Genomic DNA, 14,851 nt, shown 5'->3' with positions numbered 1-14,851 from the left:
CCTGACGAGATCGAGAGATCTCGCGATGGCGCATGCCTACATCAGGCATTCGTCTGTACTTCCGACCCTGAAATCTGAACAAGAAAACATAGGAGATCACATGAGCGCTCCGATAGTAATTCCACCGAAACCGCCGATGCCGGCCGTAAAACCCAAGCGTCCCAGCCGGTTCTGGCGTCCCGATCGCACGTCGATGGCTACCCGCTCGATGCTCCTCGGCGCGGCCGCAGTAGGGGTGCTTGCGGCCCTGATCCTCGACCCAGGGTTCGCGAGTATCGCGTACGTGATCGTGGGTGCCGGTGTGGTGATCGTCTTCGGGATTCTGACGCCCCCGCGGATGACCGTGCCGCAGTGGGTCGCCGCCATCGGGATGCTCGCACTGCTGGGTGTTGCCGCCGTTCGCGGTGCGGAGTGGTTGGTGTTCATCTGCGTCGTAGCCGCGTGGGTTCTGTTCACGTGGACTCTGATCGGCGGGCGGACGTGGACCGGGATACTCCTGGGAACGGTGGCACCCTGGCGGGCGCCCCACCGGACGGTGAACTTCGTTCGTCGTCGAAAACTCGCTACCGGCTCTGCTCCGCGGGTGCCGGCGGCGCGAGTTGTCGTCGTGAGCGCAGTGTCGGTTGTCCTCCTGCTGATCTTCGGATCTTTGTTCGTGAGTGCGGATCCGGAGTTCGCGAAGATCTTCGGCGGCTTCGCTCCTGCCATCTCGGTGTCGAACCCGGTGGCACGAATCTTCGCCGGTGTCGTGATGGCGTTCGGCACACTGGTTGCGGTGTATCTGCGTCGCAGAACGCCGACGGTGGACGCATTTGCGCCTGCGCCGGCGACGCCGTTGCCGATGTGGGAATGGGCGGTCCCGCTCGGAGTGCTCAACGTCCTGTTCCTCGGTTTTGTTGCAGTGCAGACGAAGACACTGTTCGGGGGAGACGAGCACGTTCAGGTGACCGACGGACTGACCTATGCGGACTACGCGCGTGAGGGCTTCTGGCAGCTCATGGCGGTAACCGTGCTGACGCTGCTCGTCATCGCCGTCGCAGTGCGGTTCATCGACCGTCGTGACGCTGGATCGAGGCGTCTGGCCCGCGGTCTGTTGGGTGCACTGTGCCTCTTCAGCCTGGTGATCGTGGCATCAGCCGTGCACCGGATGTGGTTGTACGAGAATCAGTACGGTTTCACGGTGCTGCGCGTCAGCGTTTTCGCGACAGAGCTGCTTCTGGGATTCGTGTTCGTGTTGTTGCTCGTCGCAGGTATCCGGATGTCCGGGAAGTGTTTGCCCACAGCCGTTCTCGCCACGTCAGCCCTTGCTCTGCTGGCATTCGCGGTGTTCAACCCCGACGCGTACATCGCGCAGAAGAACGTGGAGCGGTTCGAGGGCGGTAAGAGCATCGATGTCTCCTATCTACACGGGCTCTCCGTCGACGCGGTGCCTGCCTTGGATCGCCTACCGGAGCCCCAGCGCTCGTGCGCGTTGAGTAGGTATCGATTCGGAGTGCCAGGTACGAGTGCGCCCTGGGAGTTCAACGCGGCGCGTGAGAAGGCCCGCGACATCGTGGAGACTCGCCCGGTGGGGCCATGCCTGCAGATGTACACGGTCGGATAGACACAGGGTAATTGTGCAGCCGCGCGGCAGATATCGCGCGCGGCTGCACAATCCGCGAGCATCGCCGGGTCGATCAATGCACGGCGAGTGAGATCTTCTCCCGTTCTTCCGCGGACACGACGTCGCGTGTGGAGCGCAAGTCGATGGTCACGCTGCGCAACGTGCCGCGGTAACGGAAGGTGCCGTGCTCGGCGAACTCCTCCGCGACCGGGCTTCCCCTGTTGATGCCGACGTCCAGTTGTTCGTTCGTGCTGAAGATCGCCCGCGTGGTCTTCTCGATCCGGCCCTCGGAGACAACCTCGCCGTCGACACTCAGGGTGGCGGTTCCGCCCTTGCCGATTCCGCCGCCGTCGTACTCGAAGTGAACGGATACCTCCCTGGCGTCGGCACTCAGCTGACCCGGCCCGCGAACGTAGGTTCGGCCTCCACCGCTGAAGTTGTAGCAGTAGACCGGGACGGAATCGAGTACGTACAAAGCGAATCCGCCGAACCGACCACCGAGGCTGACCAGCATGCCGTCCGCAACGCTCCCCAGACTCGCGGTCAGCGTGTACGAGCGGTTGAAGAACGTCGGTGCAGCCTTCTCGACCAGGCCGTTCATGTGTGGGTACAGCGTGAGGGTCTTGCGGCCCATCATCGGATGTGGTGGTCGTGATTCCGCGGTGGCGTGGCGGCCGACCGTTCTGTCGTCCAACGGCAGTACCTGATACTTGGCGGCCTCGACGAGGAATTTTTCCTTGAGCCGGGCCAGGATCTCGGGATGCTCGTCCGCGAGATCGCGGGCCTGCGACCAGTCGACCGAGGTGTCGTACAACTCCCAACGATCTTCGCTCATCGGTGTGAGTTCGAGGCCGTGAGTGGCCATCAGCCAGGGGGCGCGGTGCGCCGTGACTGCTGTCCAGCCGTGATCGTAGATTCCGCGGTTGCCGAAGATTTCGAAATACTGTGTGGTGTGGCGCTCTTCGGCGTCGGGCTCGGCGAAGGTGTAGTTCATCGCCACGCCCTCCATCGGTTTCTGGGTGACCCCGTCGACGCTGGTCGGTGCCGGAATACCGGCAGCTTCCAGGATTGTCGGCGTGATGTCGACACAGTGATGCCACTGCTCCCTGATGCCTGGCTTGTCGATCCCCCTGGGCCAGTGGGCGATCAGACCGTTTCGGGTACCACCGTAGTGGGACGCAACCTGCTTGGCCCACTGGTACGGGGTGTCGAGGGCCAGAGCCCACGACGCCGGATAGTGCGGGTAGCTGGTTTCGGTCCCCAATTCGTCGTAGCGCGCCAGTACGTCGGATGTCGCACTCTTGTAACCGTTGAGGCCGGCGAGGTAGTTGAACGAGCCCTCCATTCCGCCTTCGGCGGAGGCGCCGTTGTCACCCATCATGTAGAGCACCAGGGTGTTGTCGAGGACACCCATGTCCTGCAACCGGTCGACGAGCCTGCCGACCTCGTCGTCGGTGTGCTCGAGGAACGCCGCGTACAACTCCATCAGACGTGCCGAAACCTTCTTCTGGTCGTCGTCGAGTTCGTCCCAGTGCGGGAGCCCTGGAGCCCACGGGGCCAACTCGGTATCAGGAGCGACGACGCCCAGTTTCTTCTGCTTTTCGAGGGTGATCTCGCGTTGGCGATCCCATCCGTGATCGAATTCGCCGGCGTACTTGTCCAGGTAGCTGTCCGGGACCTGAAGTGGGGCATGGCAAGCACCGAAGGGGAGATAGCAGAACCACGGCTTGTCCGGGTCCATCGTGTTGACACCCTCGACCCATTCGATCGCGTGGTCGACCAGATCCTCGGACAGGTGGTATCCCTCCTGAGGTGTCTTCGGCAAGTCCACCAGCGTGAAGTCCTCGTAGAGCACTGGCGTGAACTGGTCGGACTCGGCACCGAGAAAACCGTAGAACTTGTCGAAACCCTCACGGATCGGCCATCGATCGAACGGCCCCGCCGCGGTTGTCTCCCACGTCGGGGTCTGGTGCATCTTGCCGAAAGCGCCCGTCGCATAGCCGTTTCCCTGCAGGACGCGGGCAACTGTCGCTGCGGAAGCGGGCCGGGTCCCGTTGTATCCCGGTGCAGCGTTCGCCATTTCGGAGATGACTCCCATGCCGACGCTGTGGTGATTGCGCCCGGTCAACGTGGCAGCGCGCGTCGGTGAGCACAGAGCGGTGGTGTGGAATCGGCTGTACTTCACGCCGGTCTCGGCCAAACGTTCGGCGGTGGGTGTGCGGCACGGGCCACCGAACGCGGAGGGCGCCCCGAATCCGACGTCGTCGATCATGATCAGCAGCACGTTCGGAGCACCGGCGGGTGGGCGAAGCGGTTCCGGGCGGGTGTACGGGGGATTCTGATCGGGGTAGTACACGGCGGCCGCGACGTTCGGCGTCTCGGGAATGATCGGGATGGAATGGCGATTCACCAGCAGGCTCCTTGGCGTGTGCAAAATCGGGTCGATTAAGCAGTCGTCTTAATTTGGAGCGTATCGGTCCGGATTCAGTTGACGCCGTAGGTCTCGCTGACTGGGACAATCACCCCGTGAGTGGTTGAGGAGTCCCTGCACTCCTTAACCACTCACAGGGGTTGGGTCTTGCAGAATTAAGACAGCGACTTATATGGTCGGTGCATGCCCGCCTCGCTGGACGCCAAGAACGCCATGATCGCCGTCGCCGAGCGGATGTTCGCCGAACACGGTATTCACGAAGTATCCATGCGGGATGTGGCGACTGCGGCGGGACAGCGCAACAACTCTGCGGTTCAGTATCACTTCGGTGGCCGAGACGGTCTGGTGCTGGCCGTATTCCGGCATCGGATGGATCAGATCAACGCAGCGCGACTGACGTATCTCGACGACATCGACGCCAGTGGGCGGACCGACTTGGTCCGCGCATTGGTCGAAGCCTTTCTGTACCCACTGGCAGATTTTCTGGCGACGGCTGACGGTTCCAACTATGCGAGGTTCATTGCCCGAATCTCACCGTCGGTGGATACGCAGAGTGCTGAGTTCCGTGAGGTCAGCGAGGGGATCAACGAAGTTGTCGTCAGGTTGACGCGGGCGTTGCCGCATCTACCTCGCCGAGTCGCGGTCGAACGGATCGATCTGACGTTCAACATGAGCGTCTCCGCTCTGGCCATCTTCGAGCAGCGCCGCGAAGACGAAAATCTGGTTTTGCAGGCAGATTTCGATACGACGGTGGACCATCTGGTTGATCTCGCGGTGGGAGCCCTGACTGCACCCCAAAGCACACACAAGCGCACACGAGCAAAGCGGGTGCACGCGTCGACTGACGTGTGACCCTTCAGGACACGACAGGACGGAGTCATTTGATGGCTACCCTTACATCATCGCGCACAGTTCGAATCGGCAATCACACAATCGAATTCGGACCACGCGGAATGCGGCGAAATCCGGAAGGCGTTGAATCGAACCCGTACGAGCGGTTCACTCTGACACCCGTCACACCGTTCATCGGTGCCGAGATCAGCGATATCGACTTACGCGATCCGTCGGAGGATCAGATCGAGGATCTACGTCGGGCCCTACTCGAATGGAAAGTGGTCTTCTTCCGCGACCAGCCGATTTCGAGTCTGAATCATCGTGACTTCGCCGCCCATTGGGGTGAACTCGAGATTCATCCACTTCTCCCGCAGGGAGAGGTCCCGGCCGTCGTCAGATTCGAACGCGGAGAGGACAGTCCAGGCACCGAGAACATCTGGCACGTCGACGTCACCTGGACAAAGACACCGCCGCTCGGTTCGGTCCTTCGGGCGATCGACGTGCCGCCGGCCGGCGGCGACACCTTGTGGGCGGATATGGGAAATGCTTTCGACTGCCTCCCGGACGAGATCAAGGAATTGATCGACGGCAAGGACGCCATCCACGATTTTGTGCCGTCCTTCGGACGCGGCATGAGTCCGGAGAAGTTGGAGCAGATGAAGGAGCAGTACCCACCGGTTCTGCATCCGATGGTCCGTAAGCATCCGGAAACCGGGCGTAAGACGCTGTTCGTCAACAGCCTCTTCACCACCCACATTCCGGATATGGATCCTGCCGAAGGTAACGATCTGCTCAACCTGTTGTTCGCACAGGTCAAGGTCCCGGACTTTCAGTGCCGCTTCAAATGGGCGCCGAATTCCATTGCCTTCTGGGACAACCGGGCTACCCAGCACTACGCTGCGAGCGACTATTTTCCTCATCGCCGCGTGATGGAGCGGGTAGCAATCCTCGGAGACGTGCCCTTCTGATTTACCTCTGCGGAATGCGGATGATGCACCGGAAGCCGACGTGGCAGGTCGAGGACTCCTCGGATTCGCCCTGCCGCGCGGCAGGGCGGTAGCGCAAGCAATAGTTCGGTGCACACAGATGTGAGCCGCCCTTGATCACCCGTCGCGCGTAAGGTTCGCCCGCCAAGGCTTTCGTGGCGAATTCCGCGCGTGGATTGTGCGGAATGCAGCACGAAGAGGCAGGGGCGACATTCTTCGAACTGTGGGCGTGATCGGACGTGTAGTGATCGGCCGTCCATTCCCACACGTTTCCGGCCATGTCGAGCAGTCCGTAGCCGTTGGGCCGGAACTTTCCGACTGGCGCGGTGCGCTCGTACCCGTCCTCGAGCAGGTTCTCCCAGGGGAACTGTCCCTGCCACACATTGCCACCAGGCCGCCCGCCCGGAGCGTCGTGATCGCCCCACACGTAGGCCTGGCGATCGAGTCCGCCGCGGGCGGCGAACTCCCACTCGGCCTCCGTCGGGAGTTCCTTGCCGGCCCACGCGGCGTAGGCCTGGGCGTCGAAATACGACACGTGGGTGACCGGGTGCCGTTCACGTCCCCCGATGTTGCTGTCGGCTCCCTCGGGATGGCGCCAGTCGGCGCCGGGAGTGAACGACCACCACTGGGTGTAGTCGTCGAGGGAGACCGGACCGGGTGGTGAAGTGAAGACCAACGATCCCGGAACGAGGAGGGCGGGGTCGGCGTCGGGATAGTCGGCGGCATCCGGAGCGATTTCGGCAGTGGTGACGTGGCCGGTTGCCTTCACGAAGCGACGGAACTCGGCGACCGTCACCGCCGTCGTGTCCATCCAGAATTCGTCGACTGTGACCTGATGAACTGGGCGTTCTTCCGGATAGAAGTCTTCGGAGCCCATCCAGTACGTCCCACCCGGGATCAAAGACATGTTCTTCGGGGGAGTAGCCGTGGAGTGAGGCGTCGTCATGAATTCAAGAATGGCACGTTGGTCGCACCGATGTGGGGAGAGTCCCACCTGGTGCCCTCGGCAGGATTCGAACCTGCGACCCTTCCTTTAGGAGAGGAATGCTCTATCCCCTGAGCTACGAGGGCGGGGAGCGCACCGACAAGCGCTGAAAACCCTGTGCTGCCGGGGTTTTCGCTTCTCGATGCTGCTGTTGCCTCCGCTAGGCCTGTCGGCACGAAGCCTCAGGCGTCACAGCTGCGCTAGTCAGTGTAGCGGCCCGCCGACGCGGTGGCGAAGTCGACGGTGTTATCGCGTGCAAGCTGCCGGCCGAACCGATCGCACTGATCGCAATGGTGGTCACCGCGGAGTAGGCGCGGCATGGTGCGGGAATGACCCGCAGAATCCGCTTCAACGCCTTTGCCATGAACTGCGTCGCCCACCAATCGCCAGGTCTTTGGCGCCACCCCGAGGACCAGTCGTCCAGGTACACGGATCTGAGGTACTGGACGGAATTGGCGAAACTTCTCGAGCGTGGACGATTCGACGGACTCTTCCTGGCCGATGTCTTGGGAACGTACGACGTCTACGGCGGGAACCACGACGCAGCGTTGCGGCAGGGCGCGCAGGTACCGGTCTCTGACCCACTACTGCTGGCGTCGGCGATGGCTGCCGTGACCGAGCACTTGGGCTTCGGTATCACCGCAGGTACAGCTTTCGAGCATCCCTACCCGTTCGCTCGACGCTTGAGCACCCTCGATCACCTGACGAACGGGCGAATCGGGTGGAACGTGGTCATTGGATACCTCCCGTCGGCCGCACGGAACATGGGCGAGGACGACCAACTCCAGCACGACGATCGCTACGACTACGCGGACGAGTACCTCGAAGTTCTCTACAAGTTGTGGGAAACGTCGTGGGAAGACGACGCGGTGGTGCGTGACAGTAGCACCGGGGTCTACACGGACCCCGCCAAAGTTCATCCGATCGAGCATGAAGGCAAGCACTTCACGGTTCCGGGTATCCACATCTCCGAACCTTCTCCGCAGCGGACGCCGGTCATCTTCCAGGCCGGCGCGTCGCCTCGCGGGGTTCGGTTCGCCGCCGAGAATGCCGAGGCGATCTTTGTCGGTGCACCGACAAAGGCGATTCTCAAAGACACCGTTGCCCGCATCCGAAACGAGCTGGCCAAGGTCGGACGCGATCCGTACTCGGCCCGCATCTACACACTGTTGACGATCATCACCGACCGAACCCCGGAGTTGGCGCGGGCGAAGCTCGAGGACTACCGCAGTTACGCCAGTAGTGAAGGCGCGCTCGTTTTCACCTCGGGGTGGATGGGAATCGACCTCTCCGGATACCGAGCGGACGAGCCGATCGGGAACGTCGAGAGCAACGCCATTCAATCCGCGGTCGCATCGTTTCGTCAGGCCGACGAGAAGGGTGGCGAGTGGACGGTAGGAGACATCGCGGAGTGGGCGGGCATCGGAGGACTGGGCCCGATCGTTGTCGGTTCCGGCGCGGAGGTCGCCGACGAGTTGCAGGAGTGGATTGCCGAGACCGACGTCGACGGTTTCAATCTCGCGTACGCGGTGACGCCCGGGACCTTCGAAGACATTGTGGAGCATGTCATTCCGGAGCTGACCAAACGGGGCGCTTACCAGAGCGACTACGACGCAGGGACGCTGCGCAACAAATTGTTCGGGCGAGGGGACAGGCTGCCGCTCGAACACCGAGGCCGGAGCTTCGACCGGATCCGCACTACCGGCTGAGCGAGGACCTCAGGACCAGCCTGACCCGGGTACGTGAACCGAGGTGGTGAGGTCGATCGCCTCGATGTCCGAAGACCTCAATTCCTCACCACACACACTGCAAGCCAAGCGTGCTTCGAATCGCTTACCGCAGGCCTTGTGATGGAGAACGATGTCTGGGCCGTCCGCGGATCTGAACCAACGCTGGCCCCAGGTGATCATGCACATCACTACGGGGAAATACGCCGTGCCCTTGGCGGTGAGTCGATACTCAGACCACTGTGGGCGATCCGGAAGCGGCCGCGTTTCCATCACACCGATCTCGGTGAGGTGCTTCAAGCGATCGGCGACTATCGCCGGTGGTGCCCCGGTGATCTCGGCGAACTCTCCGTAGCGGCGAGCGCCTCGGAAAGCTGCACCGATGATCGCCGCTGACCAGCGATTGCCGACGAGTTCCATCGTGTGAGCCAGAATTTCCGGTCGGCGTTCGGATTTGGTGGAGCGTCGCCGCGATGTTGCTTCGGGGACACTGCGTGAGAAGTCGCCACTCGGGCCCATTTCGGAGTCCAGAGACCGTACGTCCACGTCCTCGCCGCACTCCTTGCAGCGCAGGATCGGGGTGAAGTCGTTTCCGCAGGTGCTGTGCCGCAGTGGTGGTAGCGGCGCGGTTTCATTGGGCGCCCACTGCTTCTCCCACGACCACATGGTGATGAGGACGGGCCAGATCGACTGCCCTTTGCGGGTGACCGAGTATTCGTGCCTGGGCGGGTTCTGCTGATACTCACGACGCTCGAGCATTCCGCCGGACGTCAAGATTGCCAACCGTGCGGACAACACGGAGTTGGAGATTCCCCCCAGTGCCAGCCAGTCGTTGTAGCGCCGCGACCCCAACAAGGCGAACCGCAGAATCCAGAGGTTCCACTCGTCCCCCAACAACCCGAGCGTGACGGCCAGTGCGTTGGGTCCGCCTGCGGGCAACTCGGTGACGCCCACCGACGCCGTGGGTGTCGAAGAGTCGGTTGCATTCACTCGTACCACCCCGAAATCATAGGCCGCGAACCCAGCGGCACCGCGAGAGCGTACCGAGTGGTCTGCAGAAAGAGTCGGGAATCACTCGGGACGGGCAATGAGTAGCGCTTCCTGAGTGATCTGGCAGATCTGGAGTCCGGATCGATCGAAGACCGCCGCATTCACGACTGCTCTGCCGGCGTGAGCTGTGGGGGTCGAGTGCTCGAAGAGGAGCCACTCGTCCGCCCGCACAGGGCGTTGAAACCACATCGTGTGATCGAGGGACACACCAGTCCAGTCCGTGTCGAGCGAGTGCTCCTGCCCGATGTCGTAGCCGTGCGGAGTCAGTGCGGTTGCCATCAGCATCAGATCACTGGCATAGGCGAGAGCAGCCACGTGAATCAGTGGATCTTCGCTCAGTCGCTGCGCCGAACGCATCCAGATGTTGCGCGGAGGCGCCGCCGAATGTGTCGTGGGGGACTGCGAATCGAGTGGTGACACACGAATCTCGATGGCGGAGAACTCCTCCCACACTTCTCCTAGTCCACCGTCCGCCTCGGCCAACTCTTGCAACGTCACGCACTCTTCGGGCGGGAGTGCTGCGGGGACGGCACGACTGTGAGTGATGCCCTCGTCGATCGAGGAGGACGAGACCGTCGAACGGCAGACGAGTCGTCCGCCCTGGTGGACGTCGACGACTCTGGTGGACAGGCGCTTTCCGTCGCGAAGACGATCTACCGAGAACTCGGTCGCGCAATTCGTCGACCCGGGGCGCAGGAAGTGCGTGTGGACGGAACTGATCGCTTTGCCGTCGGTCACCGTGTGTCCGGCTGCGAGAATCGACTGGGCGACCAGTTGGCCGCCGAACAACTGAGGAAGTCGAACACCGTCGTTCGACCCTTGCCACCGGTCCGGGCCGGTCGATTCCAGGTCGAAGACGTCGGCGAGGCCACTAGTGGGGGCGGTCACGACGCGTGGTTTCGTGCCGGGCGGGGTGGACGGGGAAAGAATCCGCTGGTCCGGGCGACGTAGTCGTCGTAAGCCTGTCCCTTGCTCTTGCGCATGCCACGTTCGAGCAACGCCTTACCGCTGTAGCTCACCAGCAGTTTGATCATCACGATCGGCGAGATGATCGTGATCAGCGCCAGTGGATCACCGAGTGCGAGGATGAACAGTCCGACCCAGACGCACGCATCGCCGAAGTAGTTGGGGTGCCGAGTCCAGGCCCACAATCCACGATCCATCACCTTTCCGGTATTGGCAGGATCAGCCTTGAAGCGGGAAAGTTGGTAATCGCCAACCGATTCGAAGGCGAAGCCGATGGCCCAGATGGCGATACCGATCGCGCCGACGACGCCGAGGGCACGAAACTCGTACATCGCGAACTGGACGGGCAGCGACACCACGAGAATGAGGACGCCCTGGAGTCCGTAGATCTTCCGAATCAGGAACGGAACCAACGGTCCCTGTTGATGTTTGAGTAGGGCAGTGTACCGCTTGTCCTGTCCGTGCCCCCGGTTTCGGAAGCCGATGTACAACCCCAGTCGCATCCCCCACACCACGGTCAGTGCAAGGACAACGAGGCGACGCAGATCGTTTCCTTCCGATCCGATGGACGTCAGGTACGAGACGACGGCGACGACGGCGAAGCCTGGCCCCCAACAGATATCGATGATCGAGTGATTGTTCATGCGGATGGCGACGGCCATCACTGCAGCGATGAAGACGAGTACGGCGAGTGCACTCACTCCGAAGTTCAGTGCTAGATCGCCCAGTGGGATGTCGGTCACGCGTGCGCCTTCCGATTGTGGTGGTCGAGCAGTTCGGAAGCGAAGTCCGCGAAGGCTTCCTGTGCGCTCGGATAGGTGTGAGGTGTGCCGAGTCGACTGGCTACGAGCAGTGCATCGAGCGCCGTGGCATCGAGTTCGGTGGTGGTAGGTAAGAATTCGGTCGATCCCTCGACGGCGTCGGCCGAACGCACGCCGTTCCCTGCCGTGACGATCACCTGACCGTTGGTAGCGGACTCGGGATCGACAAGGGCGGTGACTACCGGTGCGACCAAGTCGGCTCCCATGATGTCGACGAATTCGGGGTTCATTCCGGATTCGGTCATCTGCGTAGTGGCATAGGGAAGAAGGACATTGGTGAAGACGTTGCGGTTCGCACCTTCTGCCGCTGCGGTGCGGCCCAGGGCGATCACGGCTCCCTTGCTTGCGGCATAAGCAGATACGGTGGGCTCACCGTGCAGTCCTGCGGTCGAGGCAATCATCACGATGCGTCCGAACCCGGCTTCGCGCATCACGCGGGAGGCTTCGGCTGCAACCAGTGCGGTCCCGACGACGTTCGTCGTGATGACGGTACTGAGGTTCTCGGCAGTGGTGCGGTGGAGCATCTGCGGACCGCTGACCGCGGCGCTGGTGATGCAGAAATCGAGTCGTCCGAACCGAGTGAGAGCGTCGTCCACCAACTTTCGACCGACTTCGGGGTCGGTGACGTCGTCATGGTTGGCAACGGCCTGTCCGCCGGCTTCGAGGATTTCGTCGACAACCTGATCTGCGGGGCCTCGGTCGCTCGAATCGAGTGTGCGATTTCGATTGTTGACGATCACCGTGACGCCTCGGCTTGCCAGATGCAGCGCGACGGCACGGCCGAGGCCCTTACCACCTCCGGTGACGACGGCAACGCGACCGGAGAGTCCACTGGCGGTCATGAGGCGATCCGTTCGACGAGCACGGCAACTCCGACGCCTGCAGCGCCACTGACCGCGGCCACGCCGTATCGCCCGTCGCTTCGAACCAGTTCGTCGACGCACGCGCCCACAAGAATTGCTCCGGTAGCGCCGAATGCATGGCCCATCGCCATCGTTCCGCCGTTGGGGTTCATCCGGTCCGGCCCGGCGTCGAGATCCCGACGGAACCGTAGGCAGAGCGCGGAGAAGGCTTCCGCGAACTCGAACACGTCGATGTCCTGCGGACGCAGTCCGGCTCGCGCGATGACGGCCTCCACGGCGCTCTGACCTGCCGTGAGCATGAGAACCGGATTCACCGATGTCGACGCGGACCCGATGATCCGTGCGCGAGGTGTCAAACCGGCTCGGGCAGCTGCTTTCTCGGACCCGAGGAGTAGGAGTGCCGCTCCGTCGGCCATGGCGGGCGAGGATCCGACGGTGTGCAGGTGCTCGATCTTTCCGACCTCTGGGTAGGCGGCGAGCGCGAGAGCGTCCTGACCTCCGGCGCCGAGTCCTTCGAATGCGGCCGGAAGTGCTGCGAGTCCCTCTGCGCTCGTGTCTGCCCTGACCAGTTCGTCGTGTGCGATTCCCGCCTCGCCGTTTTTTCCGGGAACAGGCACAACCGACCGCTCGAACGCCCCGTTGCGCCACGCTTCGGCAGCCTTGTGCTGGGTTTCGACGCCGTAGGCATCCAACTCGTCGCGGGAGTACCCCTCGATCGTGGCATTCAAGTCGGCGGCAACACCCATATGGATGGAGCCGATCTGCGCGATAGTCGCCGGGTCGGTCCACAGTGGTCCGCGATCACTGAACATCGGGGTGCGGGAGACGCTTTCGACACCGCCTGCCACGACGAGGGAAACGTCGTCACTTCGGATGCGGGCTGCGCTCTGGCCGACTGCGTCGACACCGGATGCGCAGAATCGATTGAGAGTCGCGCCGGGAACGGAGTCGCCCCAACCTGCCAGGAGTGCGGCAGTTCTCGCGATGTTCGCGCCCTGCTCGTCCACCTGTGATGCGCAACCGAGAACTACGTCGTCGATCTGGTCTGCGGAGAGGTTTGTTCGACCCTGCAGAGCCTTGGCCAGGTGGACGACAAGATCCACGGGGCTGTGTTCGTGGAGGGCGCCTCGCGCCGATGCTCGACCGCGCGGCGTGCGCACGTAGTCGAGGACAAAAGCATCAGTCATTTTCAACCCTTCAATTAGTAGAGTTACTCTGCTAGTTGTAGTACGGTTGCGATGAAATTACAACCGCCGATACACGGGTATCTCGGTGACGTCACCGGGGCCGGATCGGCAAGGGGAGAGGTCATGACTGTTTCGAACATTTGGATTCTCGGCGGGTACCAATCCGACTTCGCACGAAACTTCACCCGTGAGGAACTCGATTTCGCGAACCTTGCCGAAGAGGTGGTGAACCGCACGCTGGCCGCGGCGAAGGTTCCTGCGACCGACATCGAGGTGATTCACGTCGGTAATGCCTTCGGCCAGTTGTTTGCCGGCCAAGGTCAGCTGGGTGCGATGCCTGCCACCGTCCATCCGGAACTCTGGGGTGTGCCCTCGTCCAGACACGAGGCGGCATGCGCATCGGGCAGTATCGCGGTACTCGCCGCAATGGCAGACCTGCGTGCCGGGAACTACGACGCCGCTCTGGTGATGGGTATCGAACTGGAGAAGACAGTTCCGGGTGACGACGCAGCGGGTCATCTTGGTGCCGCAGCCTGGGTCGGACACGAAGGTCGGGAAGCAAAATTCATGTGGCCGTACATGTTCGATCGTGTTTCGAAGGAATACGGGCGCCGTTACGGGATCGACGAATCTCACCTGCGCGCGATCTCGCAGATCAATTTCGCGAACGCGAAGAACAACCCCAACGCACAGACACGCGGTTGGTCGGTGCCCGATCTGCTCGGAAATGCGGGTGGTGACGACACTACCAATCCTGTTGTGGAAGGTGGTGTTCGACGATTCGATTGCAGTCAGGTGACCGACGGTGGTGCCGGGGTGGTGCTGGTGACGGACAAGTACCTTCGTGAGCATCCTGGCGCCGCGGCGACTCCTCTGGCTCAGATCGCGGGCTGGGGCCACCGCACCGTCGGTTTGGGCCTCGATCAGAAACTGGCGCGTGACGCGGAGAATCCCTACGTGATGCCACACGTTCGGGATGCGGTGATGGACGCCTTCTCTCGGGCCGGAGTCGATCTGGCCGGGATAGACGGGATCGAAACACATGATTGTTTCACCGCGAGCGAGTATCTCGCGATCGACCACATCGGTCTGACGGCGCCTGGCGAGTCCTGGAAAGCCATCGAGAGTGGAGACATCGCCATGGGCGGCAAGCTACCGATCAACCCGAGCGGTGGTCTGATCGGCGGCGGTCATCCGGTGGGCGCCAGCGGTGTCCGCATGCTTCTCGATGCGGCCCATCAGGTGACAGGAACGGCCGGCGGCTTCCAAGTCGAGGGCGCAAACCGCTTTGCGACGCTCAACTTCGGCGGAAGTACGGCCACCACCGTCAGTTTTGTCGTCGACGCCGTTTCCTGAATTGCAGCCCAGTCTTTCCCCATCAGTCGAAAAGAGAATTCC

The 14,851-nt window shown here is 62.4% G+C and carries 12 protein-coding genes and 1 tRNA gene; 5 read left to right on the top strand and 8 right to left on the bottom strand.

Annotation, left to right across the window (positions count from 1 at the left end):
* Nucleotides 1-100: 100 nt before the first annotated feature.
* On the top strand, nt 101-1,603 hold the full coding sequence (locus ACSW29_RS15260) for a DUF4153 domain-containing protein (protein WP_448277619.1): 1,503 nt from the start codon (nt 101-103) through the stop codon (nt 1,601-1,603).
* Nucleotides 1,604-1,676: 73 nt separating this feature from the next.
* On the opposite strand, the gene ACSW29_RS15255 is transcribed toward ACSW29_RS15260, so the two are convergent.
* Nucleotides 1,677-4,013 carry a sulfatase-like hydrolase/transferase gene (locus tag ACSW29_RS15255; protein WP_448277618.1) on the bottom strand — a complete coding sequence of 779 codons (2,337 nt, stop codon included), beginning with the start codon at nt 4,011-4,013 and terminating at the stop codon, nt 1,677-1,679.
* Between the two features lie 204 nt (nt 4,014-4,217).
* Between ACSW29_RS15255 and ACSW29_RS15250 the strand changes: the two genes are divergently transcribed.
* Together ACSW29_RS15250 and ACSW29_RS15245 are read left to right on the top strand one after the other, a co-directional pair.
* Nucleotides 4,218-4,886, top strand: a complete 669-nt coding sequence (locus tag ACSW29_RS15250) for a TetR family transcriptional regulator (RefSeq protein WP_448277617.1) — start codon at nt 4,218-4,220, stop codon at nt 4,884-4,886.
* 32 nt (nt 4,887-4,918) lie between these two features.
* Complete coding sequence (locus ACSW29_RS15245; protein WP_448277616.1) at nt 4,919-5,836, top strand: TauD/TfdA dioxygenase family protein; 918 nt, start codon at nt 4,919-4,921, stop codon at nt 5,834-5,836.
* Between the two features lies 1 nt (nt 5,837).
* Here the strand turns inward: ACSW29_RS15245 and ACSW29_RS15240 are convergent, their stop codons facing one another.
* Together ACSW29_RS15240 and ACSW29_RS15235 are read right to left on the bottom strand one after the other, a co-directional pair.
* Complete coding sequence (locus ACSW29_RS15240; RefSeq protein WP_317827374.1) at nt 5,838-6,800, bottom strand: formylglycine-generating enzyme family protein; 963 nt, start codon at nt 6,798-6,800, stop codon at nt 5,838-5,840.
* A 49-nt stretch (nt 6,801-6,849) separates the two neighbouring features.
* Nucleotides 6,850-6,925 (bottom strand) — tRNA-Arg (locus ACSW29_RS15235).
* Between the two features lie 243 nt (nt 6,926-7,168).
* On the opposite strand from ACSW29_RS15235, the gene ACSW29_RS15230 reads away from it, so the two are divergent.
* Nucleotides 7,169-8,548 carry an LLM class flavin-dependent oxidoreductase gene (locus ACSW29_RS15230; RefSeq protein ID WP_448277615.1) on the top strand — a complete coding sequence of 460 codons (1,380 nt, stop codon included), beginning with the start codon at nt 7,169-7,171 and terminating at the stop codon, nt 8,546-8,548.
* A 9-nt stretch (nt 8,549-8,557) separates the two neighbouring features.
* Here ACSW29_RS15230 and ACSW29_RS15225 read toward each other — a convergent pair whose 3' ends face one another.
* The 5 genes from ACSW29_RS15225 to ACSW29_RS15205 all read right to left on the bottom strand — a co-directional run bounded on the left by ACSW29_RS15225 (nt 8,558) and on the right by ACSW29_RS15205 (nt 13,453).
* Nucleotides 8,558-9,556 carry a winged helix-turn-helix transcriptional regulator gene (locus ACSW29_RS15225; protein ID WP_448277614.1) on the bottom strand — a complete coding sequence of 333 codons (999 nt, stop codon included), beginning with the start codon at nt 9,554-9,556 and terminating at the stop codon, nt 8,558-8,560.
* An 81-nt stretch (nt 9,557-9,637) separates the two neighbouring features.
* Nucleotides 9,638-10,504: an acyl-CoA thioesterase gene (locus tag ACSW29_RS15220; RefSeq protein WP_448277613.1), complete on the bottom strand. Its 867-nt coding sequence runs from the start codon at nt 10,502-10,504 to the stop codon at nt 9,638-9,640.
* Nucleotides 10,501-11,325: a DUF1295 domain-containing protein gene (locus ACSW29_RS15215; RefSeq protein ID WP_230814414.1), complete on the bottom strand. Its 825-nt coding sequence runs from the start codon at nt 11,323-11,325 to the stop codon at nt 10,501-10,503. The genes ACSW29_RS15220 and ACSW29_RS15215 overlap by 4 nt, the downstream gene beginning before the upstream one ends.
* Complete coding sequence (locus ACSW29_RS15210) at nt 11,322-12,245, bottom strand: SDR family NAD(P)-dependent oxidoreductase (protein ID WP_230814413.1); 924 nt, start codon at nt 12,243-12,245, stop codon at nt 11,322-11,324. Before ACSW29_RS15210 ends, ACSW29_RS15215 begins: the two co-directional genes overlap by 4 nt.
* On the bottom strand, nt 12,242-13,453 hold the full coding sequence (locus ACSW29_RS15205) for an acetyl-CoA C-acyltransferase (RefSeq protein ID WP_317827370.1): 1,212 nt from the start codon (nt 13,451-13,453) through the stop codon (nt 12,242-12,244). Before ACSW29_RS15205 ends, ACSW29_RS15210 begins: the two co-directional genes overlap by 4 nt.
* Nucleotides 13,454-13,576: 123 nt before the next feature.
* Here ACSW29_RS15205 and ACSW29_RS15200 point away from each other — a divergent pair, with 123 nt between their 5' ends.
* Complete coding sequence (locus ACSW29_RS15200; protein WP_230814411.1) at nt 13,577-14,809, top strand: acetyl-CoA acetyltransferase; 1,233 nt, start codon at nt 13,577-13,579, stop codon at nt 14,807-14,809.
* Nucleotides 14,810-14,851 lie beyond the last annotated feature (42 nt).

It is taken from the genome of Rhodococcus sp. GB-02 (assembly GCF_053470465.1).
This window is presented reverse-complemented; position numbering and strand designations above follow the sequence as displayed.

Coding starts and splice junctions, on each gene's coding strand:
- ACSW29_RS15260 (WP_448277619.1), top strand. CDS start 101: ATGAGCGCTCCGATAGTAATTCCACCGAAACCGCCGATGCCGGCCGTA.
- ACSW29_RS15250 (WP_448277617.1), top strand. CDS start 4,218: ATGCCCGCCTCGCTGGACGCCAAGAACGCCATGATCGCCGTCGCCGAG.
- ACSW29_RS15245 (WP_448277616.1), top strand. CDS start 4,919: ATGGCTACCCTTACATCATCGCGCACAGTTCGAATCGGCAATCACACA.
- ACSW29_RS15240 (WP_317827374.1), bottom strand. CDS start 6,800: ATGACGACGCCTCACTCCACGGCTACTCCCCCGAAGAACATGTCTTTG.
- ACSW29_RS15230 (WP_448277615.1), top strand. CDS start 7,169: ATGACCCGCAGAATCCGCTTCAACGCCTTTGCCATGAACTGCGTCGCC.
- ACSW29_RS15210 (WP_230814413.1), bottom strand. CDS start 12,245: ATGACCGCCAGTGGACTCTCCGGTCGCGTTGCCGTCGTCACCGGAGGT.
- ACSW29_RS15205 (WP_317827370.1), bottom strand. CDS start 13,453: ATGACTGATGCTTTTGTCCTCGACTACGTGCGCACGCCGCGCGGTCGA.
- ACSW29_RS15200 (WP_230814411.1), top strand. CDS start 13,577: ATGACTGTTTCGAACATTTGGATTCTCGGCGGGTACCAATCCGACTTC.